The 23944-nt window shown below is 45.2% G+C and carries 31 protein-coding genes; 10 read left to right on the forward strand and 21 right to left on the reverse strand.

Annotated elements, in window-relative coordinates; translation table 11 throughout:
• Nucleotides 1-326: 326 nt before the first annotated feature.
• Nucleotides 327-1508: a site-specific integrase gene (locus tag FY206_RS19990; protein WP_077064444.1), complete on the forward strand. Its 1182-nt coding sequence runs from the start codon at nt 327-329 to the stop codon at nt 1506-1508.
• A 28-nt stretch (nt 1509-1536) separates the two neighbouring features.
• On the opposite strand, the gene FY206_RS19995 is transcribed toward FY206_RS19990, so the two are convergent.
• From FY206_RS19995 to FY206_RS20055, 13 genes are all read right to left on the reverse strand, one after another.
• On the reverse strand, nt 1537-1815 hold the full coding sequence (locus FY206_RS19995) for a hypothetical protein (protein WP_065883812.1): 279 nt from the start codon (nt 1813-1815) through the stop codon (nt 1537-1539).
• A gap of 56 nt (nt 1816-1871) precedes the next feature.
• Nucleotides 1872-2000: a hypothetical protein gene (locus FY206_RS25735; RefSeq protein ID WP_256574848.1), complete on the reverse strand. Its 129-nt coding sequence runs from the start codon at nt 1998-2000 to the stop codon at nt 1872-1874.
• Nucleotides 2001-2149: 149 nt separating this feature from the next.
• Complete coding sequence (locus FY206_RS20000) at nt 2150-4018, reverse strand: hypothetical protein (protein ID WP_077064443.1); 1869 nt, start codon at nt 4016-4018, stop codon at nt 2150-2152.
• Nucleotides 4011-4211, reverse strand: a complete 201-nt coding sequence (locus FY206_RS20005; RefSeq protein WP_077064442.1) for a hypothetical protein — start codon at nt 4209-4211, stop codon at nt 4011-4013. Before FY206_RS20005 ends, FY206_RS20000 begins: the two co-directional genes overlap by 8 nt.
• A 140-nt stretch (nt 4212-4351) precedes the next feature.
• The gene (locus FY206_RS20010) at nt 4352-5389 is read right to left on the reverse strand and encodes a major capsid protein (RefSeq protein WP_077064441.1); all 1038 of its coding nucleotides are present in this window, start codon (nt 5387-5389) and stop codon (nt 4352-4354) included.
• 18 nt (nt 5390-5407) lie between these two features.
• On the reverse strand, nt 5408-5785 hold the full coding sequence (locus FY206_RS20015) for a hypothetical protein (protein ID WP_077064440.1): 378 nt from the start codon (nt 5783-5785) through the stop codon (nt 5408-5410).
• 3 nt (nt 5786-5788) lie between these two features.
• On the reverse strand, nt 5789-6013 hold the full coding sequence (locus FY206_RS20020; protein WP_077064439.1) for a hypothetical protein: 225 nt from the start codon (nt 6011-6013) through the stop codon (nt 5789-5791).
• A 641-nt stretch (nt 6014-6654) separates the two neighbouring features.
• The gene (locus tag FY206_RS20025; RefSeq protein ID WP_077064438.1) at nt 6655-6987 is read right to left on the reverse strand and encodes a hypothetical protein; all 333 of its coding nucleotides are present in this window, start codon (nt 6985-6987) and stop codon (nt 6655-6657) included.
• Complete coding sequence (locus FY206_RS20030) at nt 6977-7186, reverse strand: hypothetical protein (RefSeq protein ID WP_046883285.1); 210 nt, start codon at nt 7184-7186, stop codon at nt 6977-6979. Before FY206_RS20030 ends, FY206_RS20025 begins: the two co-directional genes overlap by 11 nt.
• A gap of 290 nt (nt 7187-7476) precedes the next feature.
• Nucleotides 7477-8445 (reverse strand): IS5-like element IS903B family transposase, encoded by a 969-nt coding sequence (locus tag FY206_RS20040; RefSeq protein ID WP_022649395.1) that lies wholly within the window; start codon nt 8443-8445, stop codon nt 7477-7479.
• Between the two features lie 488 nt (nt 8446-8933).
• Nucleotides 8934-9641 carry a helix-turn-helix domain-containing protein gene (locus FY206_RS20050; RefSeq protein WP_080500350.1) on the reverse strand — a complete coding sequence of 236 codons (708 nt, stop codon included), beginning with the start codon at nt 9639-9641 and terminating at the stop codon, nt 8934-8936.
• Nucleotides 9598-9768, reverse strand: a complete 171-nt coding sequence (locus FY206_RS25355) for a hypothetical protein (RefSeq protein ID WP_077064507.1) — start codon at nt 9766-9768, stop codon at nt 9598-9600. The genes FY206_RS20050 and FY206_RS25355 overlap by 44 nt, the downstream gene beginning before the upstream one ends.
• Before the next feature lie 68 nt (nt 9769-9836).
• Nucleotides 9837-10028: a hypothetical protein gene (locus FY206_RS20055; protein WP_077064506.1), complete on the reverse strand. Its 192-nt coding sequence runs from the start codon at nt 10026-10028 to the stop codon at nt 9837-9839.
• Between the two features lie 1790 nt (nt 10029-11818).
• Here FY206_RS20055 and FY206_RS20060 point away from each other — a divergent pair.
• The 3 genes from FY206_RS20060 to FY206_RS25360 are packed head-to-tail and all read left to right on the forward strand — an operon-like array spanning nt 11819 to nt 12764.
• Nucleotides 11819-12397, forward strand: coding sequence for a tyrosine-type recombinase/integrase (locus tag FY206_RS20060; protein ID WP_077064511.1), 579 nt, complete (start codon nt 11819-11821; stop codon nt 12395-12397).
• On the forward strand, nt 12391-12600 hold the full coding sequence (locus tag FY206_RS20065; RefSeq protein WP_077064505.1) for a hypothetical protein: 210 nt from the start codon (nt 12391-12393) through the stop codon (nt 12598-12600). Before FY206_RS20060 ends, FY206_RS20065 begins: the two co-directional genes overlap by 7 nt.
• Complete coding sequence (locus tag FY206_RS25360; protein WP_167513855.1) at nt 12597-12764, forward strand: hypothetical protein; 168 nt, start codon at nt 12597-12599, stop codon at nt 12762-12764. The genes FY206_RS20065 and FY206_RS25360 overlap by 4 nt, the downstream gene beginning before the upstream one ends.
• Nucleotides 12765-13017: 253 nt before the next feature.
• Here the strand turns inward: FY206_RS25360 and FY206_RS20075 are convergent, their stop codons facing one another.
• Nucleotides 13018-13515 carry a hypothetical protein gene (locus tag FY206_RS20075; RefSeq protein WP_077064504.1) on the reverse strand — a complete coding sequence of 166 codons (498 nt, stop codon included), beginning with the start codon at nt 13513-13515 and terminating at the stop codon, nt 13018-13020.
• A gap of 23 nt (nt 13516-13538) precedes the next feature.
• Complete coding sequence (locus FY206_RS20080; protein WP_080283029.1) at nt 13539-14105, reverse strand: hypothetical protein; 567 nt, start codon at nt 14103-14105, stop codon at nt 13539-13541.
• Between the two features lie 660 nt (nt 14106-14765).
• On the opposite strand from FY206_RS20080, the gene FY206_RS20085 reads away from it, so the two are divergent.
• Nucleotides 14766-15971, forward strand: coding sequence for a tyrosine-type recombinase/integrase (locus FY206_RS20085; RefSeq protein ID WP_023294888.1), 1206 nt, complete (start codon nt 14766-14768; stop codon nt 15969-15971).
• Nucleotides 15972-16107: 136 nt separating this feature from the next.
• Nucleotides 16108-17304, forward strand: a complete 1197-nt coding sequence (fabV, locus tag FY206_RS20090) for an enoyl-ACP reductase FabV (protein WP_023294887.1) — start codon at nt 16108-16110, stop codon at nt 17302-17304.
• Nucleotides 17305-17396: 92 nt separating this feature from the next.
• Here fabV and FY206_RS20095 read toward each other — a convergent pair whose 3' ends face one another.
• Nucleotides 17397-17864 carry a hypothetical protein gene (locus tag FY206_RS20095; protein ID WP_023294886.1) on the reverse strand — a complete coding sequence of 156 codons (468 nt, stop codon included), beginning with the start codon at nt 17862-17864 and terminating at the stop codon, nt 17397-17399.
• Between the two features lie 54 nt (nt 17865-17918).
• Entirely contained in the window at nt 17919-18047 is a 129-nt protein-coding gene (locus FY206_RS25740) for a hypothetical protein (protein ID WP_023294885.1), read from the reverse strand.
• Nucleotides 18048-18347: 300 nt separating this feature from the next.
• On the opposite strand from FY206_RS25740, the gene FY206_RS20100 reads away from it, so the two are divergent.
• Nucleotides 18348-18761 (forward strand): GNAT family N-acetyltransferase, encoded by a 414-nt coding sequence (locus tag FY206_RS20100; protein ID WP_023294884.1) that lies wholly within the window; start codon nt 18348-18350, stop codon nt 18759-18761.
• Entirely contained in the window at nt 18761-19114 is a 354-nt protein-coding gene (locus FY206_RS20105; RefSeq protein WP_023294883.1) for an NIPSNAP family protein, read from the forward strand. Before FY206_RS20100 ends, FY206_RS20105 begins: the two co-directional genes overlap by 1 nt.
• 347 nt (nt 19115-19461) lie before the next feature.
• On the opposite strand, the gene FY206_RS25660 is transcribed toward FY206_RS20105, so the two are convergent.
• The 4 genes from FY206_RS25660 to FY206_RS20125 form a co-directional block, all read right to left on the reverse strand.
• On the reverse strand, nt 19462-20922 hold the full coding sequence (locus FY206_RS25660) for a DEAD/DEAH box helicase family protein (RefSeq protein WP_023294881.1): 1461 nt from the start codon (nt 20920-20922) through the stop codon (nt 19462-19464).
• A complete protein-coding gene (locus FY206_RS25365) occupies nt 20888-21046 on the reverse strand; it encodes a hypothetical protein (RefSeq protein ID WP_023294880.1) in 159 nt (52 codons plus the stop codon). Before FY206_RS25365 ends, FY206_RS25660 begins: the two co-directional genes overlap by 35 nt.
• The gene (locus tag FY206_RS20115; protein WP_084832169.1) at nt 21043-21279 is read right to left on the reverse strand and encodes a hypothetical protein; all 237 of its coding nucleotides are present in this window, start codon (nt 21277-21279) and stop codon (nt 21043-21045) included. Before FY206_RS20115 ends, FY206_RS25365 begins: the two co-directional genes overlap by 4 nt.
• Before the next feature lie 983 nt (nt 21280-22262).
• Nucleotides 22263-22469, reverse strand: a complete 207-nt coding sequence (locus tag FY206_RS20125; RefSeq protein ID WP_023294878.1) for a hypothetical protein — start codon at nt 22467-22469, stop codon at nt 22263-22265.
• 185 nt (nt 22470-22654) lie between these two features.
• Between FY206_RS20125 and FY206_RS20130 the strand changes: the two genes are divergently transcribed.
• The gene (locus FY206_RS20130) at nt 22655-23005 is read left to right on the forward strand and encodes a hypothetical protein (RefSeq protein WP_023294877.1); all 351 of its coding nucleotides are present in this window, start codon (nt 22655-22657) and stop codon (nt 23003-23005) included.
• A 280-nt stretch (nt 23006-23285) separates the two neighbouring features.
• Complete coding sequence (locus FY206_RS20135) at nt 23286-23843, forward strand: recombinase family protein (protein WP_023294876.1); 558 nt, start codon at nt 23286-23288, stop codon at nt 23841-23843.
• Nucleotides 23844-23944 lie beyond the last annotated feature (101 nt).

Raw genomic sequence — 23944 nt, forward strand, 5'->3', positions numbered from 1 at the left:
GTATGATCAATCTGTTCAGGAGTTATGCCAGGTATGCAGCTTTTTGTTCGTTGTTTTTGCTGTCGCGGTAAGAACCTGAACCACCGCCAGCGTGATGATATGCTCCCTTGTACCACAGACCAATCACGCGACAGGTGCGGGCGTAGAACAATGGGTAGTTTAAGTTGTACCTGCTAAAGCGGGGCAACGTAACTAGCTGCTAAATCATAACTTATTGATTGATCAGGAGATTGGAGCGGGCGAAGGGAATCGAACAAAGAAGCCCAAGAGCCTTGAAAGATCTCAACATTGGTAGTTGATAGCGGAGATTTTAGAGGATCTTTCTCATGTCTATCAAGGGCCAATCTTATCTTTATCCAACTTCGGAAGGGGTCTGGATGTTTCAGATCTTCATTCCGGTGTACATGCGGCACATTTTCGGCGGGAAACGCCTGTACCGGAAATCGACGGGAACCAAAGACCTTAACGCCGCTAAACACTTCCGCAATCACATGCTGATCGAGTGGAAGACACTCAAGGAACAGTATTCCCCAAACACGGAGGAACGGCGCATACAAAACGCCATAGCCGGATTGCATAAGCAAACCACGCTACGCGCCCCACTCCAGACAGTGCCAACGTTAACCGCTATCCGCGATCAATACGCTGACAAGTACCGTGAAAAGCGCTCATTCTCCACTCTCGCTAAATCAGCTCGTGCCGTAGAGGTGTTTCTTACTTCGCTTGACCGTGCAGACATTCAGATCACAGAGATCAGACGCTCACAAGTGGCAATGTTCATCAACCAGCAGGACAAGAAAGCCCCTCAAACCGTTCAGAATTGGCTAACATGCCTGGGAAGTCTGTACGAGTATGCGCGGAGGAGTTACGACGACATAACACCAGATAACCCATTTCACGGTCACAACCTCGAAGCACGAGCCAGCATTGTTAGCTATGAACCATTTGAGCCTGACCAGATGCAAAAGCTACTTAATGCAGCAGAGCCGGAGATCAGGAACATCATCATTATGGGCCTGTATTCAGGATGCCGCCTTGATGAACTGGCAAGCCTAAAGAAATCAGAGATCCAGACGGTGGAAGGTGTACGGTGTTTCTACATCTCGAAGTCAAAGACGAAAGCGGGGATCAGGCATGTGCCTATTCACTCCCGACTTTCTGCGATTGTCGATGAATACCTGAGACACGGTTACGGCGAATACCTATTCCCACACGCTAACAAGATAAACAGGAAGGATGGTAAGAAAGGGCCGTACTACTCCCAAAACTTCACAAGGCTGCGTGACAAGGTTTTGCCTACCGCTACAGACCGTCAATGTTTCCACAGCTTGCGCGGGATGTTCATCACCTGCTTAGACCGTGCTGGAGTGCAGGAAACCAGAATCGGCAGTATCACCGGACACACTGAACAGAAAGCGAAAACCGAAGCATTCAGGACTTACAGCAAAGGCGCAGGGATGAAAGAACTAGCGGAGTATGTGGGATTAGTCGCTTACAGCTTTCAGTAATTAAAGGGGGAGTCTCTCCCCCAATGAATCATTTATTCCATTCGTTTTGTATTTGATTCTCAACTGCTGGCAAAAGATTATACCAACTGGCAGAGTTATTTGTGGCATCAACGACAATCAACTTATCATCACTATCCATAGCCGCTCTGACTTTTTTTGCAGCATCTTCAACAGAATAATTCGAATTAACATACCAATTGGACTCTGTGACTTTAGCCCAGTTACCCAAGGACTTAATAGCTTCGTGAACAGCAGGATAATCCTTAGTTTTGATGAGGTCATAGGTGACAAACAAATTATTAGCCATTACTTAAACTCCAGAGGTCAATAACTCAGCGCCTCTAAAGACGCTTTGAAATGTTTTTACTTTTTCCCTTTTTTAGAGGGAATTTTGACAGTTTCAGTTACCGTGGTGTGGGGACGGCGCTGTGCCTCTATTGGCTTTACGAACTGACCAGTGATCGCATCACGAACTACTTTTTGTTTAGCCATAAAAACACCTCATCTTAGAAAAAGATTGAATTGCTTACCCTTGTAAGATTAAGGGGTAAACGAAGCGGCGTCAAACCAAAAATACAACATGTATGCACGATCAATAAAAAACAATACAAGATGTGGTTATCCATCACATTCTCCTTGCATCATCCCCCTGTAGAAGATTGACCGCTTAACGCTGACAACGTGAGCGATTGCATGAAGCTGGCTTGTGAGGCTCTCGCCTGGAAATCGACATAATCAGCAAGGCGCGAAGCGTCACTCTGAATTGTTAGCGGTACTTGTGGCGCTACTGTCAGATTAAACACTGGTGCAAGGTTGTACGCTGGCGCGTTACCGTTGGTTAGTGACATTGCAGAACCACGAAGAGAATCACCATTTAGGCTGTATTGATTTGCCGCTGTTCCAGCATTACCACCACCAACGCCTAACCAATCCATGATAGCTGGCCCCACTGAACGGGTATCAAATCCGGTAGAGTTTTGAATCTGATCGGCAACCCAATTTGCTGAATCTCCCACAGCACCATCGTAGAGAGCCTGGGCCGCTGACTTATCTTTATCAGCAAACCAATCAGGGAAACGAGAGCGAAGCCCAGCATTCAGATCAGACACTACGCCGGAAATCTCACCAACAAAGCCCGTCACCTGTTTAGCCAGATCTCCTAATCCCTCTCCAAGCATTCCAGCCGATTCGGTGATCACTTTGGTGTTCTTCACGAGGTCATCACCGCCATCAGCAAAACCTTTCATGAAGCCAGTGAACAGGCTGTTATCAACGCCATTCATCAGATTACCCATTGCAACGGTTAGATCGCCGTAAGCATAGGTTTGTTTGATCTGTTCATCGTTAAGGGTTTGACCACTCTCTACAAGGGTTTTCAACGTCTTGCTAAACTGCGCACCATTATTCATAAAAGCATCGGTGTAATGTGCAAGGTCATCTCCAAAATCCTCGATCAGATGCCCGATAGATGCCTGAGACATTCCACGGCGCTGACCTTCGTTAACAGTGGCTTGAATGAAATCTAACGGGTTATCCTGGTACTGGGCGATCTGCTTCTTGTTCCAGCCGAACAGGTTCATAACGTTGTCTATAGCTCCGTTACCACCTTTCCATTTACCTGATTTCTGATCAAATGCGGAGTTTGTAACCGATTCTCCCAAACGCTCGCGCACGTCTTTGAAATTGTCCGTCACCTTGTCTACAGATGCGCTGTCTATACCATGTTGCTGTCCGTAAGCTACAAGGGCTTTAACAGCATTTGGATTAGTTTTAACCAGTGCTGACTTTCTAACTAGATCAAGGTTTTCATTACCTTTGTCACGAATACGAGACAGGACACCTGCCCCGCCAGCAAATGCAGCAGTTGCCCCGATTAAGCCCACTCCACCGCCGATGATGCCGTTTATACCTCTTTCTTTAATGCCCTTTGCAGCCCCTGCATAGTCTGTTTTCTTAGCATGGCGTATTGCCGCCGCCTGAGCCTGAGTGGAAGCTGTCACCTTAGCTTGTAACGCTGCTTCACGACGCATAAGAGCTATGCGTTCGCGTAGCTCATAGTTCATCTTCTGGCTACTAATCTGACCGTTACGGAAAAGCTCTGTCTGCTCACGCGCAAACTTTGCGAATTGGTATTGCTTAGCAGGATCAATGCCGTATTTCCCGGCTATGCCTTTCATCTGTAGATTAGCACTGCGGAATTTAAGATCGGCTGTTTCATTACGTTTGGCAATCTTCGCCGCTTCCCTGGCTTGCGCTTTCCCTGCCTTTTCTGCCTGGCGTTGCTGTTTTAAATCACTGGGCGTTTTAGGAAGGGTGGATTTTGAATCCGCTATTTGTTCCCGCGCTTTAGCTCTACGTTGCTTTTGAGCCTGAAAACGAATTTTGGGATCTTTAATCTTAGAAAAATGGCGTTGAAGATCATCGGCGGCTTTTTTAGCCTGTGCTATGTCTTCCTTCGAAACTTTGAACTCAACGGTGTTTACTATACGTGAGGCATTTATTTCAAGCATCAGCACCGCCTTTCTGATCTAAAAAATGATGAATCGCTTGCTCTACAGTTTCACCACGAAAAATACGTTGTCTCACGCCGTTATAGTCAACACCTAATAGTCTGCAAATAGCAGCAACATTTAATAAGCCTTCGGCATCAGAGGCCGATAATTGAACATGCAGCCCTCTTGCAGATTTCAAAATTAATTGCATCTATCTTTCCTCATTCTGGAATAGAAAATAAAAAAGGGGCAAGGGCTGGCGCATTTGCTTTGCGTGTTCCAGTTCCCTTCGCCCCTGATTGAAAAGCTCTTCTGTTATTTCCAGACGGGAAGAACTACCGTCTACGCTCATTATTCTGAGACAGTACCGAAAATGATCGCTTGAGGCACATTAACAATCGGCAGATAGCTACACTCTGTAGCCACTTCTGGGAAGCCCCAACGCTGATCAACAATCACATACTGGTGATACAGATCCGCGCCTTTGCCTTGTGTCGCATGGCGAACACCAACACCAGAGTGAAGAACGTAAGCGTTAGATTCAGGAGCCATTACCGGAATACTCACGAACGAATCAACACCAATACGATCAGTAACCAGAGAGTAGCCTGTCACATCGATCACGGTGACACCGTTCAGTGTCCAGGTTTCGAAAGCAGGGTTTGTGCCTTTCGTGCGGGTGTAGAAATTGTCGCCCTGCTCCAGAGGGAGCGTATACACCATGAAATCCTTCACTGATGGGTGGTAGCGTAGCGCTACGGCTGCTTTGCCGGAGGCCAGGATCACCGCGCCTTGTTTGGCCTGTGCCAGTCCTGAGCCAAGTTTCACATTCTGAACACGTCCGATCTCGCTTAGTTGCTGGAACACATTAGCGTCTGCGCTAATGTCCATCGTGTATGTGGTTTTGCTACCGCCAGCAAGGAAATCAAGATCGCCCTGTCCGGCGAATTGAGAATTAACACGAAGCCCTAATAGTGCTTCTACAAGGTCAACCTCTACCGTGTTACTCACCTGTGCATACTGCGCATCGCTGAAATCGTTAATCGCGAGGGTAATTTGATCAGCAGTGTCTACGGTTCCACGCGCTTTATACTGCTCAAGGTCACGAGAGGTGACAGAGTTTAAAGAGTTAGTGTATTTAAGCTGATAGAGGGCATTGGTAAATTCTGGGCGTTCTGCACTGTTCCAATCTGACTGTGCATAGGGCATCTTTTCAGGTGCAACGAGATTTTTCACATCTGTGATTTTCTCAAGAGCGATTGAGTTAACGTCGTGATGTTCAACACGGAACAAATTTAAATTTGTGACGATCTGGTTTAGTTGAGTAGAGAATGTAAACGGGCTGGCAAAGTCGTACATGTTGCCAGAAAATAAATCTGAATAAGCCATTCTTATTATTATCCTTAATTAGGTGGTGCGTAGAGCTACGGTGTCGTAGTCTGTGAAAGTAAAGCCAAGAGTCGCTAATTGCGCTTGAGCCAGAGATTTATTCAGGCTTCCAAATTCAACGCCAACCAGGGCTAAAATAGTATGCTCTGGAGAAGCTACAATAAACGCCTTATCACCAGCGCTTGCAGGTTCTACGACAACATACGCAATGTCACCGGGGGCGGTAGCTTTCGCACCTGTAGCGTCTACAAGGTCGCCAACAATGAGATCGGCAGGAATACCGGATTCCACGCGGATCAGCTTATCCTGCATAATTGCATCACTTGCGTGAGCGATGATTTTATAACGGGCGTGGCTGTTATTCCCGTTAAGAGTTTCAAATGTTCCAAATTGCATTGGTTATTTTCCTTTTGCTAATAGTTTTAATCGTTCCTCAAGCCCTGATGATGGGTGAGGGGTATTTGATTTTGTGATCGTGGCGGTAGGCCAGAATTTTTCTGTAGCCGCTCGAATCTCTTCGACACTTACGCCTAATACATGCGCCGCCTGTTTCATCATCTTTTCAGTGAGGACAAGTGAAGAGGATTTGTGAGTGATCACGCGGTCATAGTTCATCAGAAACATGAAGAAGTTTCCTTATCGTAACTTTTTTGTTTATAGGAGATAAAAATAAACCCCAGTGAAGGGGCTTATGGGGAGGCTGGCAATCTTAGGAGGAAATCCAGCCCTAACTATTAAACGTGTTTCCACGCTGGCAATAATAGTCAGTGGAATCTCATTAACTACTCAACCTTTCGGGAAGCTCAATAATTAATAAGAGGGGTGCTTACATTACTGTAAGCTACAGGCAAACCATTATTCAAACACCTGATCATGTAGACATGAAACAGTTTCCCATTCATTTAAATAATGTCGTCTGACAACTACACGTTGTTATAAACAAAGTTATAGCTGTAAAGAGCGGAATTGCTCTTCTATAAAATCACTCGTTGTGAATTATTGCTTTCAAAGGGAAGGTGTTCTCCACCGGATACCCCCTATTTATTGAGAAGAGGCAATAAATAAGGCAGTGGAGAATCCTTGCCAGAAACAAACGAAACGTAGCAATAAAGAACACAACCAAAAATCAAGAGGAATGATTTTAGAGAAGAGGGCTATACCTACAAGGGGAGGAATAGCTATCTATGGGAGAAGTGATTCAAATACTTACCCTATAACTCCATTATGACATAAAAAGCACAATAAGTCAATACATTTCGTAACTTTTATGTTATGACGTATTCCTCTGTAATACCTGAGGCTTTTAATTCTTCAATAATTTCATCAACTTGCTCTTTAACATCCTGAATGCTTGCTACAAGTTCGTTAAGCTCTTCCAGCAATGCCGGATCATCCTGTAGCCCTTCAACCTGCATACAAGCTGTAGAGATGCTCCCTAACTCGCTACAAGCCGTCATCATAAGCGCCACCACCTGCATCAGGCTTTGCGGTGTTCTGTCTCTCTGCATGGTGTTTACAGCTTCCAGGAGTGGGGCGTGATGTTCATAGTGGAATTGGTGCAGGACGTCTGTTAGCCATTCAGGGTGATTATTCTGCATCTTGCATACGCTCCTTAATACCTTTGATAGCCTGAATCCCTGCCAGGAATGGCGCGGCCTCTGTAGCCAGTACATCAATGATAAGTGAGATCTCTTCTATTTTATTTTCTTTTTCGAGAGAGAGGGCTTGTTCGAATAGGTATTCTACGTATTCAACTCGTTCTTTAAAATGTGGGTGTTGTGTGATTTCTTCAATCATAGTTGTCATTCTCCGTTAAAAATAAGCCGTCAAGTTCTCTCACTCCGGCTACGGTGTTATTTATCTGGTTATAAGTGATGTAATGCTCAAGGGATGAGAAGCCCAGGCATTGCCATTTCTTCAAATTTGAATCATCCCAACTATAAACTTTGCGTTTACGTGGTTTGTAATACACTCCGATAGAACTTTCGAGAAGATCATTTAACGCGGCCCACTCTTTCACAGAGGGCGGTGGGCTTTGTTGAATAAATCAGATTTCGGGTAAGTCTCCCCCGTAGCGGGTTGTGTTTTCAGGCAATACGCACGCTTTCAGGCATACCTGCTTTCGTCATTTTGTTCAGCGCTCGTACCAGGGCCATAGCCTCTGCAACCTGACCATCGTAGTCACGCAGTGTCAGTGAACCTCCGAACAGCTGTTTTACCCGGTACATCGCCGTTTCCGCTATCGAGCGACGGTTATAATCTGTTGTCCATTTCCACCGCGCATTACTCCCGGTCAGCCGCTGATTCGCAACAGCACGGTTACGGTCTGCATATTCACCGGGCCAGTAACCCGCGCCTTTTCGGGGCGGGATAAGCGCGCTGATTTTCTTACGCCGCAGTTCATCGTGACAGAGCCGGGTGTCGTAAGCGCCGTCTGCCGATGCTGCCCTGATTTTTCTGTGAGTCTGCCGGATAAGACCCGGGAAGGCTTCTGAGTCCGTCACATTGTTCAGCGACAGGTCTGCACAGATGATTTCATGTGTGTTGCTGTCAACTGCCAGATGCAACTTTCGCCAGATACGGCGGCGTTCCTGGCCATGTTTTTTGACTTTCCATTCGCCTTCACCAAAGACCTTCAGCCCGGTGGAATCAATCACCAGATGCGCGATTTCACCCCGGGTGGGCGTTTTGAAACTGACATTAACCGACTTTGCGCGCTTGCTGACACTGGTGTAATCCGGGCAGCGCAACGGAACATTCATCAGTGTAAAAATGGAATCAATAAAACCCTGTGCAGCCCGCAGGGTCAACCTGAACACGCGTTTAATGACCAGAACGGTGGTGATGGCGAGATCAGAATAGCGCTGAGGTCTTCCCCGTGATGAAGGCGTTGCCGACTCATACCAGGCCTGAATAGCTTCATCATCCAGCCAGAAAGTTATGGAGCCACGGTTGATGAGGGCTTTATTGTAGGTGGGCCAGTTGGTGATTTTGAACTTTTGCTTTGCCACGGAACGGTCTGCGTTGTCGGGAAGATGCGTGATCTGATCCTTCAACTCAGCAAAAGTTCGATTTATTCAACAAAGCCAGGGCGGTGTTGAATGTACTTCTTCAACGTGTTCTATTAATTCCCCAGGAATTTCCTCAAGAGATTTAATGTAGAGGCGGGATGATTTGATTCTGTTTACGTTCTCTCGCTCAAGGCGGGTGATAGTATTACGTTCTTTTTTACTCATTGCACCTCGTGTTAATTGTTAGAGGTGATGAAAGAGACATTGTGAGACACATCAAAATCATAATAGTTGCTCTTACGAGTGAGCGTAATAACATTGGCTTGTTGCATCAGAGATAGCCAATACCTAACACCGGATTCACTGTATCCCAGGGCGCTTGATAATTGTTTAATGCTGGAACGGAATGTTCCGTTTTCTCTATGCAATGAGGCGATGTGTAAATAAATTCGTCTGCATACTTCGTTACAGCCAAGTTGAAACTTTGTATCTTCGTTCAGTAGGTAAAGATTATTGCTCATTGTTCCTCTTAGTTAAAATGGTATTCCAAATCTTGAGTAAAAGTGAGGGAATCTACTTTCAAAACACTCCTCTAACTTTTCCTCTAACCTGGAAGGTAATCTCTTATTGTTAAATTTCAACACGCGGCGAGCGTAGTTTATAAAGGTGTCTCCCCTGCTTTGTTGTCGTAAACTATCAGGCTTTGACAGCAGTTCGCATACTGTTTCAATAATTGCAACATCATCCACCGCTTGAACCCTTTCTGTTGACGCTGTAACGCTTTCAGGGATGATCACAGCTTCCTCTATAACTCTGGTCATAGTTGGCGCTGGCGCTTCTTCTGGGGCTTCCTGCTGCGTTTCTGGCGGGGTAATGTGAGCATCAGTGAGGGGGAGCGCTCGTAATTCCTTATTTCTCCTACCAGGTATTTTAGTTCTGGTAATGAGTCCGATTAACTCAAGTGTATTAATCAGATTTATCGTCTGACGGGGTTTTAATCCGCACACTTTTGCAAGTTCGCTTTGTTCCTCGTAACAAACACCGCCGGATTTCTCCCAGTCTGCAACGTAGCAATAAAGTTTTTGCATCTCAGCACTAAATTTAACTTTACCTCCCTCAAGATGTGGAGAGTAAATAGAAGTGATTTCTTTAAAATAGTGGGGAATGTTGAGAGTGCGATCTCTCGTTACGCCGTCTTCATCGGTGTACTGATACTTTTCCCTGATTTGGTTTAGATTCATTGTTATTTTCCTCTTGATGTAGGACTGATGTTAGGATTTCCACTGCAAGCGCGGCAGCGGATTTGTTTTCTTTATTGGCACGATTGATCAACGCCTCATAAGTTTCTGGTGTGAAATGTAGTTTCATCGTGTTTTCTCCTTCGTGAGAATTTATGTATAGCCACGAATGGCTAATAGGGATCGCCTTATCGGTGATCAGGGTGTTTCTTCTTCCGCCTGTTTCAACTTCGCTTGCAGTTCCAGAATGCGGAATTGGATAAGCGCAGCCTTGAACATCTGACGGCGTTCAGGTCGTAGGTTTTTGTTGTGGGTGTATAGCTGGCATTGGCGCGGGGAGAGGTCCCCGGATAGAAGTGAATCAATCACATCTTGTCTGTTTAAGTACATTTATCTCCTGTTATCAAATTGTAGCGTTATTAAGTTTTCTTACCTTTCACTTCTTAGAATACACTATTTTACTACGTCTTGTCAAGAGTTTTCTTGCTATTTTTTAATTACTTAAAAAATGTCAATAGCACAAGGTGCTTTATAGTAAGATTTATCGTTAGGTGTCAACGAGAATTTGTGCTAGCCTAAAAACCCACAAGGGGTTTCATAGCGATAGTGCTAAAGCATCCTGTAACGCTCTGTACGGCGTTCTAATGCGTTCAGGCTACCTCTGCATTCCCTACCCTCTTAAAATCGCTTACAGCGCGTCTGAGGCGCTCTATTTGCATCATTGCCGCCCTCTGGCACTTATCCCCAACCCCAAGAGCCTTAGCACGACTACAGGAGGTAGGAGGGTTAATAGGTGATTGGTTAGGTTGGCTTAGTGAACTTGCAACGGATACGGGGTAAGTGAGCTTTAGCCCTGCTGCTCTACCTTCGAGAATTTGCACCACTACGGACGGTGGGACGTAGGAGGGGTAATAGGAGGTAGGTAGAGTTTGCATGTAGTGATTATCGTTAGATAGTCGATACATGGTTACATCACGCGCACAGCGCAAAGGTATTCGCCCACGGCGAAATGATAATGTGCAAACCGTTTCACGGTGGCAAAGCCATTGCACAATCACAGAGGGGTGTTGCTTGCGCAGCGTCGAGAGCGGAACGAGGCCAACCAACGCAGCCCGAAAGGTAGCGGAGTAAGGTTGCTTGCCAGGAGTGACGGCGATAGACGCCAGGCAAAAGATCTTTGCGACAAGCGCAAAAACATAAAAGATAGTCTTATAGTTAATAGTCTTATTTAATCTTATAGTGTGCAATTATTGCAGTTTAAAAGTGCAAAAAATGCAGTTTCAGTAAAATCTCAAGTGCAAAAAATGCAGTTTCGTTATTTCCGGTAACTCTTCAAAGAGATTTAAAAGTGCAATTTCTGCACTTTCGCCCATAGGTCACACTGACCTACCACCTTCAAAGTTGATAGGGGTGTGCCGTTGCGTCACATACATCAATTTGATGTGCATCCGGCTGATCGGAATAATCCTATGTATAACGATGTTATAGCCACACTAAACAAGTGATAAAGAAACGATTAATACTGGCTATTTATACAGTTGCATTCGCTCCGCTCACATCCTCCCCGCTTTACCCTCAATTATCAACAATCCAGCAATAGCAAGGCTTCCCGCCGTGATCGGCATAGCAAAGCACATGTTTCATGCGCGTTATCAGGTGCACAATGCTTAACGACTTTTTTCACGAAATGAAACGCCGCTGATTTTTTCATGCCAAAACACCCGCAAATGATAATTATTCTCATCAACTCAGATCACATCGTCTCAAATGAGAACAGCTATCATCTATCGTGCAAATCCCTCCCGATTCGATACACTTTCATAAAGTGTATTCTGTAACTTATTGATTTAGCTAACTCAGTACGATTTTACATCACTTCACCGTGCAAACAGGGGTAACTCCCCGTCATCGAAAATAAATTTCTTGACAGAATCACAGTTTCATGAATCATGAGGATAAATGTATTTTCATTTATTTTTCAATCACTTACTGATATTTGACGATTCTGGCGATTTCAGATCGGGGCCTGGCTTTTTGCCGTTAAGCGACTCAGGCAACCGCGCACCCATTTTGATCATTTCGTGCTCTTCTTAAATAAACGTATCGTGCAACATGTTGAAATTGATCAATTTCTGATCAATAATGATTTCAACGAAACGAACATGAGGAGAAGCAACAAGATGAAAGGAATTAGCCAGGCGCTCAAGAGTGCAGACGAAGTAAAGGCAGTGGCGGCAGAGCTACAACGCAATGCCAGAAGCAACCTGTTCTATTGCTTGTGGGTGTTTATGTATGAATCGGGCTTGCGTATCTCTGACGTGCTCAAGCTCAAGTATGAGGATGTAGAGGGACAGTCTCACCTCAAGGTGAAGCAGGAGAAAACCGGAAACGTGGTGAGGCCAAAGGTGACAGCCGCGATGCTCTCTGTCGTGGCACAACGCAAGGCAGAGCAAGCGAAGATGCCTGTAGCTACAGATTACATTTTCAGTGCTGCCACATTACGTAGTAGAGGAAACCCCGTTACACGTAACACGGTGTTTGCGGAGTTTGGAAAGATGGGACGTAGAGCAGGATTCTCAAACGTGGGATGCCATACACCACGTAAAAGCCGTGGGCGCGTGATGTTCGATGCAGGGGTGGCTATAGAGACAATCGCCCATTTCCTGGGACAGACAGATCCACGGTCAACGATGTATTACATCGGGTATGGTCAGGATGTGCAGGACGATTTAACAGAGGAGTTTTCTTTAGAATGGTGATCAACATGAAACGCTTACTGGTGCTGACGCTGGCGCTATTGCCAGCCCTCGCCCACGCAGGGCGCATCACCCTGATTCTTAGTGATGAACAGGAGACAGACAACGCGAAGATCTGCGTTTACAGCAACGCCAATTATACGGAGACAGTGACGATCAGGCCGTCCGAACAGTGCAAATACACCAGGACATTCGAGGAGGAATGACGATTGAAGCAGGAAGAAGAAGAGCCGATCACCAGCTTTCTATGGTGTGGGGCGTTTGTGAAGGTGTACAGGCAAACGGTGAAATTTGCAGGAACGACGATACAACGGCATTTACTGCCATCAGCGCTAAGACAGGCTGTAAATCAGGAAGTGGCAAGGGCTGAAATCCGCCAAGACAGCAGCCCCCGCCTAATTCAACAACCCCAACGGAGAGTTAGAGATGCCGAATCAGCACATTATGGCGTTAGCGCTCGCGCTGTGCAACGTAAGCAACGGTAGAACCGTCCGAATCCCTGCCATGACAGGAAGCCAGCTTCATTTGCTTATGATGTGGCTACGGGCTTTACAGGAATGATACGAGGGGGCGTGATGCCCCCTTTGTATTTATGGTATTAGGTGCGTTCGTTGCGTAAGGCCTTAAAGATTAGAAGTATCGCTTGCCACCCTACTGTTTGGAATGTAACGAACAACTGTTTGGGCCATGATCCCAGAAATGACCATCTTACTTAACTCAACCGTAGTGTCAGGAAGTTTCCAGGTTACTTTATCTGAACCTGAAAACTCAGGTTTCCCATACTTCTGAGTTAACAATTGACTCAATGTGCCAAATTGACTTGCAGCGATACCTTCATTTTTTTTCTCATTACTGGCTACATTCGTTTGTACAAGACGATCTGCGCTATTAAAAAGGAATGTGACAGTATAAAGACCGCTACCGATCGATACATTATCAATCCGCACTTTCCCAAAATTATCCTTATACTTCTCTGGTGAGATCAAATGTGCGCCATTGCCCTGAGCCGCAACAACTTCTGACGGATTCATGTCCCATTTAGTATTTCCATAACCAATACCCTTAGCGAATGAGAGCAGAGGTAAAGTTAGAATCACGAAAGCCATTAGTAATTTTTTCATTCCATCCCCACGAATTGAGTTTATTAATTGTGAACCAGTTTACAATTATCCCATTGCTCAGTGCTTCTTGCGATGCGGTCACTAATTGCAAAGTTCATCAGCGACGAATCATAGGCATACACTTTGCTTTTATCATCTGCCATCATCAACTTACCGTTAGTTTTCAGCTTTGGTGAGAGCAGGTATGTACCGTTTAAACGGTTAGCTTTGAAGCTATCGACATACAACGTTACCTCTGCACTACCCAGCACACGTAAAGCACCTATTCTACCATTCTGTACTGCTGCAATAGCGTACTGACAGAGATAGGTTTTCGCAGTTGAAGCTGTGTTTTTTCCCTCAACCTTCGCTGATGGGGAATGTGAAGAGGAGTTAGGGATTGAACTATGAAGAGAAGATGATGGGTAAGAGTAAGAATAATTTTTATACGCAGAAGAGGTGCTTGATCCAATCCTGCACGTTTTTCCAACCGCAATGCACGAATTACCGCATGGTATACCTTTCTTGCAGTTCTTCGCGTATGTAGAGAACGACAACCCAGCTAATAGAAATGTACCAATGGTTATCCTAACCAACGAAGACCAGCCCATAAACCACCCTTCTTTTAAGATTTTCCCTACATAGTACCATACTTAAATTAAGGGAATAGCAGCCAATAAGCCCGTTGGTGGTAAGACAACGCGCGGAGCCGTTAGGCGACTTCATCAGGGTATGTCAGACAGTGAAGTTTATCAGGATGACCATGTACCCGAAGGAGCGAGGCCGAACCGCTGGCAGAGCCTGCATTTCGTGTGCAGGTACGAACACCACCATAAACCTGTTTATCCCCTGCAACGTCATCACGACGTGTGGCATGTGGGAGCATCGGCAAAAATGCGCTTCACTGTAAGGTTATGAGAATCAATGCCCGGATCAGGCTTTGCCTTCACGTTGTGCTATCGCGGTGTGAGGTTGGAACTGCCGCCGCCGAATAGTTATACTCTCATTTCCATAGTAACTATCCGTGACAACTAACAGTGTACCTTGTGTTGGTAAATCGTCGTTCAAAGGTAGAACGAACACGACAACTTATGTTAAGTAAGTTGTTGAAAGCAAAACGAGTTTTATCGAAGTTTTGCCACAAGGGGAGAGATCTGGAGCGGGCGAAGGGAATCGAACAAAAATCCATTCCACTTCTGTAACCTACTAACAGATAACGATATTGCGATCAGCATAGGTAACTGATTACGTGATAATAGAGGATCATTATCGTGTCAATCAAGGGCCAGGCTTACCTATACAAACGAAAAGACGGAATCTGGATGTTTCAGATCTTCGTCCCGAAGTACCTCAGATTTTTATATCCGTGCCGGATGTGGCGCAAAACCACCTCAACCCGCGATCTCAATGAGGCTCGACGGTTCAGAAACTACCTCTTATTAGAATGGGAAGAGCTTAAGCGGAAGTACAATCCGAGCAACCCCGATCAGTGGTTGCAGCAGTCAATAGCCGCCTTGCATACCGAAGAGAAGAAGAACAAGAGCCGCCCTCAACCTGTAACGCGATCCTGTTCGATTCCCACTCTGTGCCTATTACGGGACGAATACGCCGAAAGCTATAAAAACCGCCGCTCTTATTCAACGTTAAGCAAATCAGCGCGAGCCGTTGAACTATTCCTTGAAAGTGCCAAACAACCGGACATTGCCTTAGAAAGGATAGGCCGCCGCCTGGTGACTGAGTTCCTCGATACACAAAAGGAGAAAGGAGCCGCCGATCAATCTCGTCAAAACTGGCTAACGTGTTTAGGGAGCCTCTACGAGTTTGCAAAGCGCCGCTACGATGGCATACCAGACCGCAACCCTTTTCACGGTCATAACCTCGAAGCACGCCGCACGATAGAGAGTTATCAGCCGTTTGAACCTGACCAGATGCAAAAGTTACTTGATGCAGCAGAGCCGGAGATCAGGAACATCATAATCATGGGGCTGTTTTCAGGATGCCGCCTTGATGAACTGGCAAGCCTAAAGAAGTCAGAGATCAAAACGGTGGAATGTGTACGCTGTTTCTACATTTCGAAATCAAAGACTAAGGCGGGGGTACGGTACGTCCCTATTCATTCCCGGCTATCTGCGATTGTCGATGAATACCTGAACCACAGTTACGGCGAATACCTGTTCCCACAAGCTAACAAGATTAACAGGAAGGATGGTAAGAAAGGGCCGTACTACTCTCAAAACTTCACCAGGTTGCGTGACAAGGTTTTGCCTACCGCTACAGATCGTCAATGCTTCCACAGCTTGCGCGGGATGTTCATCACATGCTTAGACCGTGCCGGGGTGCAGGAAACAAGAATAGGCAGTATCACCGGACACACTGAACAGAAAGCGAAAACCGAAGCATTCCGTACCTATTCACAGGGGGCGAGCATGGAAGAGTTAGCAGGGTATGTCGAATTGGTGGACTACCCTGAAATCTAATTATAGTAACGTTTCAACAAGACCATTATCCTTCCCAGAGTTAGTTAATGAATGTGTATTATTCATTACAACTTTTCATAAAAAAGTTATCATTATTGTATGTTAAAGAAGTTTTGCAAAATGGATTAAAATCAACATGATAATTAAACCCAAGATTCGTGGTTTCATCTGCACAACTACACATCCGGTTGGTTGCCAGGTCAACGTAAACAAACAAATCGAGTACGTCCGCAAAAACGGAAAACTCACTGATGGTCCTGCACGTGTGCTGGTGATCGGTGCCTCAACTGGTTATGGGCTTGCATCCAGAATTTCTGCAGCATTTGGCGGTGGTGCTTCCACTATCGGTATCTTCTTTGAAAAACCGGGTACGGATACCAAGCCTGGCTCTGCGGGCTGGTATAATTCTGCGGCTTTTGATGAAGCAGCGAAACGTGAAGGTCTTTACTCGAAAAGCATCAACGGCGACGCGTTCTCCGATGAGTGCCGCGACGAAGTTATCAGCCTCATCAAAGAAGATCTGGGTCAGATTGATTTAGTGGTTTATTCGCTTGCATCTCCGGTAAGAAAGATGCCAAAAACAGGCGAAATTGTTCGCTCTGCGCTGAAGCCAATCGGTGAGGTTTATACCTCTAAAGCCATTGATACCAACAAAGATCAGATCATTACTGCCAGTATCGAACCGGCAACCGAAGAAGAAGTGCGTAACACTGTTACCGTGATGGGTGGCGAGGACTGGGAACTGTGGATTGATGCGCTTAATAACGCTGGCGTTCTGGCTGATGGTGTGAAGACCGTTGCTTACTCCTACATCGGCACGGATTTGACCTGGCCTATTTACTGGCACGGTGCGCTCGGTAAGGCGAAGGAAGACCTGGATCGGGCGGCAAACGCGTTACGCAACAAGCTGGCTCCTCTCAACGGTGCTGCAAACGTCGCGGTGTTAAAGTCTGTTGTCACCCAAGCGTCTTCAGCTATTCCAGTCATGCCGCTTTATATTTCTATCGTGTTCAAGCTCATGAAAGATCGTGGGATCCACGAAGGCTGCATCGAGCAAATTAATCGTCTGATGACTACCAGCCTATATGGGGGTAGTGCCAAACTTGATGACGAGCAGCGAATCCGCATGGACGATCTGGAACTTCGGGAAGACGTTCAGCAAGCATGTCGAGATCTGTGGCCGACGATCACCAATGAAAATCTGGAGCAGCTAACAGACTACATTGCTTATAAAGAAGAGTTCCTGAAGTTGTTTGGTTTCGGATTTGAAGAGGTTAACTACGAAGCCGATACCGATACAAACATAGATTTTGATGTGAAAACATTAATCTAAGAAAAGGGGGCGCAAGCCCCTTATTTCTTAAACTCTGTATATAATGTGTTGGTTTTCAGCGTTATCAAATCGGAGTTACTAAAAAATAATACTCATCTTGCTGTACGATTCTTAACAACGACTTCTTTAAGGATACGATTATTTATTTTCTCTTTCCACAACCTTTGTTTTTCACTAAGATTTCTTTTCTTCATCGTATCAACAAGGAAATCATACTCTTTATCGTATAAATACCCTTTATCATTTGCATACTCAATCAATGCCAAGTTTGGATTGGCATGAATATTTTTCTTAATCCTTTTCAACCCTTCAAACAAAGTTCCAGTTGAAATATTCAAAAACCTATTTATACAAACGTTACCGACATACGTGGTATTGCCATTTTTTTTATTTTCAATATAGCAATGCTCTTTGATATCTTGACCACAGGGACAGAAATCCATTTCTTCAGAAACTTCTATCGAATGTAGACTCCACTCTGTTTTGGCAACTTCGAAGTTTTTTGAAACAGATAACGACAAAATATGTTCTTTTAGCCTTTCAAAGTTATGGTTTTCCATCAAAAGATCTCCAGAAATAGAAAAAGCGCTACTAATGAGCGCTTTGAGATGTTTTTACTTTTTCCCTTTTTTAGGGGGGATTTTTACAGTTTCCGTAACAGTTGTCCCTGGACGTTTCTTAGCCTCTTCCGGCTTTACAAACTGACCAGTACCCGCATCACGAACTACCTTTTGTTTAGGCATGAAAACACCTCATCTTAAATGAAGGATAGAACTACTTAACCTTTTTAATAGTAGGTAATAAGCGAAGCGGCGTCAAAGAAAAAACAAAACATCTACACAACATTAAAAAACATCATACAACATATAGCAAAAAAAGTAATATCTACCGTCATCCCCCAGTTGATGACCGTCCCCCCACTCAGTCACAGCCCTCAAATATTTTCGGCAGTGACGAGGCGGTCTTTATAATAGACCGTGAAGATTGCATAGATGCGATTGTTAATGCTAAACAAAAGATCATTCATGGCACTGAGGCTGAATATGGAATCACGATACACTCTGGTTGATGCAGTGCCACCCGCAGAGGACTTTTGCCGCTTGCGCATCATATCCGGTTTAACCCCCCGCCCTCTTGAGGCCGCAAAACAAGCCCTCCCAAGAAGCTGTCATGGCGTATATATTGAATATTCTGATCTTATTGTCGACATGGGGCGGATTGTCGGAGATGGAGCGCTCAACTTCGAAATCGTAGATGTTGCAGTCGATCCAGAACATCAAGGTAAAGGGCTGGGCCGGAAAGTCATGGAGGCATTAATGTCCTGGCTCGGGCAACAAGCACCAGTTGGAGCATACATTACCTTGATCGCAGATGTTCCAGAGCTATATGAAAAATTCGGTTTTAAAACCGTCCGTCCTGAAAGCGAAGGGATGGCGCTCATTTGGGGATCGCATTAATGGAACGAATCATCGAAATATTGCAATACACATTACGCAAAGGCACCGGAGTCACTTTTCACAATATCATGCGGGAAATCAGCATTCCCCTACACCAGCGCCACGGGATCGAGGTTATTTCGTTCGGACACTCCATGCATAACCCGGATTGCTACTATTTGATACGCGCTTTTGATAGCCATGAGAACATGGTTGTTGTCCTTGATGCTTTTTATGCAAGCACTGACTGGCGCAGCGGCCCACGCGAAGACATCATCAGCTGTATAGAAAGCAGCCAAAAAACAGTGGTAAGCATGCCGTCTGGAAGTATGGAAGAGTTAGATAGGTATGTGGCGATGGTAAATGCCCAGTAAATTCGCTTCTGCTGCCGGACAAACTTTAAAACTCATCAAAACTACACCTTCACCGCTTACACAACATGATACTTTCCGCCATACCAGCGAAAAAGAATGGAGACAGTTGCAGCTAAGGCACGCGATAATCCGCGCTCAAGCGAAAAAACTAAACAGCGTGCAGCAACGGTGTTAGCTCAATCTACAAACTAAAAAAACGAGAAAAGGGGCATTAGCCCCTTTGCTGTATCAATCACCACATCAAACATCCCGAGATTCAGTTTTGCGTTCTGTTTTTCTACGTTTTTCAAAGGTGCGGATTGCATCCCAGATAAACAGGAACAGCAGATACCAGTAAAGCGCGATAATCATACGTAAGCGCCCTGGTTCCAGTAGGTTGCGACTGTCCTCACAGACACCGCCATCACTTCAGCAGCCTTTTTCTGAGTTAGCCCTTGCGCCTTGTATTCCAGCACCTTCAAGCGTGTTTCTTCCTGCTTGCCAGCTTTCTTGATCCCAAGGCATTCGATGGTTGAGCCAGGGAAGTAATGGGTTTTGAGGTATTCCGCTGCCGCCATGTCGGGAACGACAAAGACGAGAGGGTGATCGGTATCAGTGTTGCGAATGGATGTTCGGCTAAGAAACTGGTAGCACCGTTCAAGATACATTGCCTGGCGCTTCTTCTTCATCACCGTTTCAAAATCCCAACCGATACGTTTGCAATAGTCAGCCCATCTCTTACGATCTTTATCGCCCAGATTTGCACATCCGAGGAACACAGCACTGTGAACATCCTGGTAGCTGTTCATTCCGTAGCTGGACATCGAAACAGCTTCACCTCCCATGCGATCACCGAGCTCAGCGAGTCCAATAGTTTGGAAGTCACAGATGGGTTTATCGTTGTTAGTTGCGAAGATAAAATCCTTCCCAACAATCTGATTTATCTCTTTCAGATGACTGTTAAAAACATTAGCCAGCTCTGACTGCCCCGCTCTTTTGACATCTTCTGAGAGGACAACCACAATCTTGATAGGCACGTTCTTATGCTTGCGTCTCTCGGGTTCTGGCTGAAGGTGTTCCCCGGCTTCCTGTACTGCGATTTGAGCAACGTTCTCAGCCATCCATACAAACCCACTGCGATCTACACCAGCGCCAAGCACAGTGAAGCTCTTCGCCCACGTTGCGGCCTTCAGTATCGGGTTATAAGTGTATGCAAAGAAGCTGTATGAAGAATCACACTCGGTATGCATCACACCACCACCGTCGAGCGCCACGTAAAGCACTTTCTTCAGGCTGTCGCTGTTAGCGTGCTTCTCATGGTAATACTGGTACAGCTTGTCGTAGTGCTCATCACGCAAATAGAGCAACCCGTTTCGCTCTTCCAGCCATGCCAGGAATGGGAAGTTTTCTGCCGTTCTGTCCGCATGTCGGATCTTCGCTTCAGCCCCAAACCAACCATCAGGGATCTCGTCAATCATCACGTTGTGTTCTGCCAGTAGAGAGCGCATCTCAGGATTGAACGTAGCGAGGTGGCAGTAGTTGGTGAAACATTCGTGGGTGGTTATCACCACATTCGTTTGGAAGCTGTTCGCCAGAGTACTTTTCAGGTTGAGAGTCGCACCTTCAACGCAAATGTGATGATTTGGGATTCTCAAACGATTTAGTTCTTGCTTGAACTGCTCGGCTAAAGCGTGGGTTGGTACTACGATTAAGAACTTTTCTGGGACAGCTTCTCGATTGAAGTCGTAAATGTGTTCTTTCAAACGGTGGCTCTTTCCTGAGCCGCAAATCGCATTAACGAAGTTTACTACTGGTTTCTTTTCGGTCATTCGGTTCCTCTCGGTTTAGGACTGCTGTTATTAACTCACTCACCAGCGCGGCGGCTGATTTGTCTTCACGGTTGGCACGTTCAATCAGCGCCTTGTGGATGTCATCAGTGAATCGGATATTCATTTTGTTTTTTCCTTTCGGTATTCATCAAATCGAGCGAGTGCATCAGCAAACAGTTTTTCACGTTCCGCGTATTTGCGTTTTCTGGCTACGTTCATAGATGCATATATCACTTCACGAGTGACTTCGCCATTGACCAGTTCATTAAAAACCTGGTCACTACTAAAATATTTCAAAGCAATGTTCCTCCTGCTTAGCAACTCATCGGGAATGAGTATTGTGTATATTCCAGACATGACAAAACCCCCACACCGTTTACCCGGAGGAGGCATGAAGATAAAGTCATTAGAGTGGGCATTTGTTAGAGAAGTGAAGATATCCCTCACTTAATACCACCTTACCATGAAACGAACGTTTTGTCAAGTTATTTATTAACTTTCAACAAGATACTATCAAGGATCGTATGGTCACGTTGCTCTCCCACATACATCATGGATGTCCGGTAGCTTCACTGACTCGGATACCATCTTATCTATATTATTAACAATGAAATTTCCGGCTTAATATGCAAGTAAGCCGCTCTTATGGCTACGCCATTTGCACAAGTAACCTGATACAGAGGATGCAGAAAAGTCTAAAGGTACTTTAGAGTTATTTGCATCTTCGGTAAAAATGGAGGCTTACAATGAAACACTGAAAGTGTGTAATGGTGCATAAACTCATTTTCACAAGAGTAACTTGCACAATGGATTCATGGACGAGGTGTACGAGTACATAACACAGGAAATAATCAATATTTACTATTTAAATAGTAGTTAATGGTTTTTTAGGTATTAATGTTCGTTATGTGAGTACTGCGAGCATAGCAGATTTTCTTTACAGGAAAATAGCTTCTGAGTAATAACATCAGGTACAAAGGTTACTTTCCTGTAATCGATATCTTCCATGCTCCGCATTACATGCTACTCATGCAGCATACCTTTCATGGTCGCAGTGCTCCGCATGAAACAACACTCCAGAAAGCCGGAAAACTCCTCATGACTAACAGGATGTAAATAACCGATAAACAACCACATTTGATAGATGTAACCTATCATAATTCCTCCCTTATTATTCATTTTCTAACGCCTTTACGAAACTTTTATCCTTCCATCAACTTTCAACAAAGCCTTATTCTATGCGGCTTACAGCTAAATCAATGACGAATCATTAAGTGCTAATACTAAGCAACCGTTCTTTCTTGCGATGTTAAAATAACCAGCGATTTTTATACCCACTTTTACTCTGAACTACTGGTATTGAAAGTCTTTGCATACGGGCACTGCCCTTTAGTGACGTAGGTGAAAACATACTGGCTGTTCTCATAGGTGCAAAGCGTCTTACCATTCTCCGTTTTTTCCTGCTGCGGATCTGTCATTGTGATTTGTCCTGCCATCACCAACTGTGAAATCAGTAGTCCCGATATCACCAATATTGATTTCTTCATAAGCCTCACTCCAGTTGACTGTTATCGCCGAATGTCACAGTGCTCAGTATTTGTACAATAGCATTGTATCACCCACATCGATCGATTTTACTGATCTATAAGATCGATTTAATTAATGAAAGTGGTAAGATAAGGTAATGCGCTAACAGCGCCTTGTCACCAAATCAAACAAGAAAAGGAAGACCATGAAAAGATTGATTCTCACGTCACTGATCGTTCTCCCCTTCGCCTCAAGTGCAACCACATTCACCTGTAAGGCGATCCAGGAAGGGCAGATCGATTCTGGTAGCCAAAAATCTTCAGTCGAAACTCGCCTTGATGTGCAGGACAAAAGTATGAAGGTGAACATGGGTGGTAAAACCTGGCGACTCGGTTTCTTGGGTGAGAAAAGTATTGCGAAGATGTACGCCACGCCAGACGGAGGGATTGCCGTCACATACATCGACAATGGGAGTGAGCCTATTTTCGTTATGCGCCCCACAAACAATGATGGACAGACTGCTGTCTACACGCTCAGCCTGTGCTCTGAGATGTAAACAAAGGCGTGAGTAATCACGCCCTATATATTTGCTCGACCCCAACAATCAAACCGCAACGAGCATTTGAGCCTATCACCAGCTTCGCGATTATCATTTCCACTTACATTTGCTCTCAGTCCCGAGTCCTAAACCTCTATTATCCAGTCTCAAAACAATCTCCTTATAAGACTACACCGACACAACGGCAAAATGCGGCTTCGCCTTGTCTCAAAAGGTTGATCTTTTATTTTGGGACAGCTATTATTTTGATACTATCTTTTGAGACTTAGAGAACATCATGACAACTGTGATCGGATATGTGCGAGTTTCCACCAGCGACCAGAACGTTGAAAACCAGAAGCAGCAGATAACCGAAGCTGGATATAGTGTTAATCGCTGGTTCAGTGATAAAGCCGTGAGTGGTGCAGTAAAGGCATCAGATCGTCCAGGGTTTGGTGAACTACTCAGCTATGTGCGAGAAGGCGATACGCTGATTGTGATTGCCATAGACCGCTTGGGACGTAATACCATTGATGTACTGTCGACAGTTGAAATGTTGCAAGCGAAGGGCGTGAAGGTTGTCAGCTTGCGAGAAGGGTTCGACCTGTCAACACCAGTGGGTAAAGCAATGCTTACCATGATGGCAGGACTTGCCAGCCTGGAGAAAGACCTGATAGCAGAGCGCAGAACGGCAGGTATCAAGCGTGCTCAATCGGAAGGCAAACATTGTGGCAGACCGATTAAAGCAACCGCTGAACAGGTGAGAGAGCTATTAGATCAAGGTTGCTCTCCAGCAATGGTTCAAGATAGGCTGGCTATCAGCAAAGCCACCTTCTACCGACTAAAGACCTACTGACCCATCTTACTGATATTTGAGGAATCTCCCAGTTACAAGCGGGAGCCTTCGATCAGGTTGTTAAGCGGCTTCAGCAAGCGTGATAGACTATATGCATTAAG

Origin of the sequence: Enterobacter chengduensis, from assembly GCF_001984825.2 — a bacterium.
GTDB lineage: Bacteria > Pseudomonadota > Gammaproteobacteria > Enterobacterales > Enterobacteriaceae > Enterobacter > Enterobacter chengduensis.

What these genes read in the sequence shown, in the direction of transcription:
- FY206_RS20130 (WP_023294877.1), top strand. Translation starts at nt 22,655, where the DNA reads ATGAAAAGATTGATTCTCACGTCACTGATCGTTCTCCCCTTCGCCTCA.
- FY206_RS20105 (WP_023294883.1), top strand. Translation starts at nt 18,761, where the DNA reads ATGGAACGAATCATCGAAATATTGCAATACACATTACGCAAAGGCACC.
- FY206_RS20055 (WP_077064506.1), bottom strand. Translation starts at nt 10,028, where the DNA reads ATGTACTTAAACAGACAAGATGTGATTGATTCACTTCTATCCGGGGAC.
- FY206_RS20005 (WP_077064442.1), bottom strand. Translation starts at nt 4,211, where the DNA reads ATGCAATTAATTTTGAAATCTGCAAGAGGGCTGCATGTTCAATTATCG.
- FY206_RS25735 (WP_256574848.1), bottom strand. Translation starts at nt 2,000, where the DNA reads ATGGCTAAACAAAAAGTAGTTCGTGATGCGATCACTGGTCAGTTCGTA.
- FY206_RS19995 (WP_065883812.1), bottom strand. Translation starts at nt 1,815, where the DNA reads ATGGCTAATAATTTGTTTGTCACCTATGACCTCATCAAAACTAAGGAT.
- FY206_RS25365 (WP_023294880.1), bottom strand. Translation starts at nt 21,046, where the DNA reads ATGAATATCCGATTCACTGATGACATCCACAAGGCGCTGATTGAACGT.
- FY206_RS20125 (WP_023294878.1), bottom strand. Translation starts at nt 22,469, where the DNA reads ATGAAGAAATCAATATTGGTGATATCGGGACTACTGATTTCACAGTTG.
- FY206_RS20000 (WP_077064443.1), bottom strand. Translation starts at nt 4,018, where the DNA reads ATGCTTGAAATAAATGCCTCACGTATAGTAAACACCGTTGAGTTCAAA.
- FY206_RS20095 (WP_023294886.1), bottom strand. Translation starts at nt 17,864, where the DNA reads ATGGAAAACCATAACTTTGAAAGGCTAAAAGAACATATTTTGTCGTTA.
- FY206_RS20010 (WP_077064441.1), bottom strand. Translation starts at nt 5,389, where the DNA reads ATGGCTTATTCAGATTTATTTTCTGGCAACATGTACGACTTTGCCAGC.
- FY206_RS25360 (WP_167513855.1), top strand. Translation starts at nt 12,597, where the DNA reads ATGACGATTGAAGCAGGAAGAAGAAGAGCCGATCACCAGCTTTCTATG.
- FY206_RS20025 (WP_077064438.1), bottom strand. Translation starts at nt 6,987, where the DNA reads ATGCAGAATAATCACCCTGAATGGCTAACAGACGTCCTGCACCAATTC.
- FY206_RS20100 (WP_023294884.1), top strand. Translation starts at nt 18,348, where the DNA reads ATGGAATCACGATACACTCTGGTTGATGCAGTGCCACCCGCAGAGGAC.
- FY206_RS20050 (WP_080500350.1), bottom strand. Translation starts at nt 9,641, where the DNA reads ATGAATCTAAACCAAATCAGGGAAAAGTATCAGTACACCGATGAAGAC.
- fabV (WP_023294887.1), top strand. Translation starts at nt 16,108, where the DNA reads ATGATAATTAAACCCAAGATTCGTGGTTTCATCTGCACAACTACACAT.
- FY206_RS20015 (WP_077064440.1), bottom strand. Translation starts at nt 5,785, where the DNA reads ATGCAATTTGGAACATTTGAAACTCTTAACGGGAATAACAGCCACGCC.
- FY206_RS25740 (WP_023294885.1), bottom strand. Translation starts at nt 18,047, where the DNA reads ATGCCTAAACAAAAGGTAGTTCGTGATGCGGGTACTGGTCAGTTTGTA.
- FY206_RS20075 (WP_077064504.1), bottom strand. Translation starts at nt 13,515, where the DNA reads ATGAAAAAATTACTAATGGCTTTCGTGATTCTAACTTTACCTCTGCTC.
- FY206_RS19990 (WP_077064444.1), top strand. Translation starts at nt 327, where the DNA reads ATGTCTATCAAGGGCCAATCTTATCTTTATCCAACTTCGGAAGGGGTC.
- FY206_RS20020 (WP_077064439.1), bottom strand. Translation starts at nt 6,013, where the DNA reads ATGTTTCTGATGAACTATGACCGCGTGATCACTCACAAATCCTCTTCA.
- FY206_RS20060 (WP_077064511.1), top strand. Translation starts at nt 11,819, where the DNA reads ATGAAAGGAATTAGCCAGGCGCTCAAGAGTGCAGACGAAGTAAAGGCA.
- FY206_RS20030 (WP_046883285.1), bottom strand. Translation starts at nt 7,186, where the DNA reads ATGATTGAAGAAATCACACAACACCCACATTTTAAAGAACGAGTTGAA.
- FY206_RS25355 (WP_077064507.1), bottom strand. Translation starts at nt 9,768, where the DNA reads ATGAAACTACATTTCACACCAGAAACTTATGAGGCGTTGATCAATCGT.
- FY206_RS20115 (WP_084832169.1), bottom strand. Translation starts at nt 21,279, where the DNA reads ATGTCTGGAATATACACAATACTCATTCCCGATGAGTTGCTAAGCAGG.
- FY206_RS20080 (WP_080283029.1), bottom strand. Translation starts at nt 14,105, where the DNA reads ATGGGCTGGTCTTCGTTGGTTAGGATAACCATTGGTACATTTCTATTA.
- FY206_RS20135 (WP_023294876.1), top strand. Translation starts at nt 23,286, where the DNA reads ATGACAACTGTGATCGGATATGTGCGAGTTTCCACCAGCGACCAGAAC.
- FY206_RS20065 (WP_077064505.1), top strand. Translation starts at nt 12,391, where the DNA reads ATGGTGATCAACATGAAACGCTTACTGGTGCTGACGCTGGCGCTATTG.
- FY206_RS25660 (WP_023294881.1), bottom strand. Translation starts at nt 20,922, where the DNA reads ATGACCGAAAAGAAACCAGTAGTAAACTTCGTTAATGCGATTTGCGGC.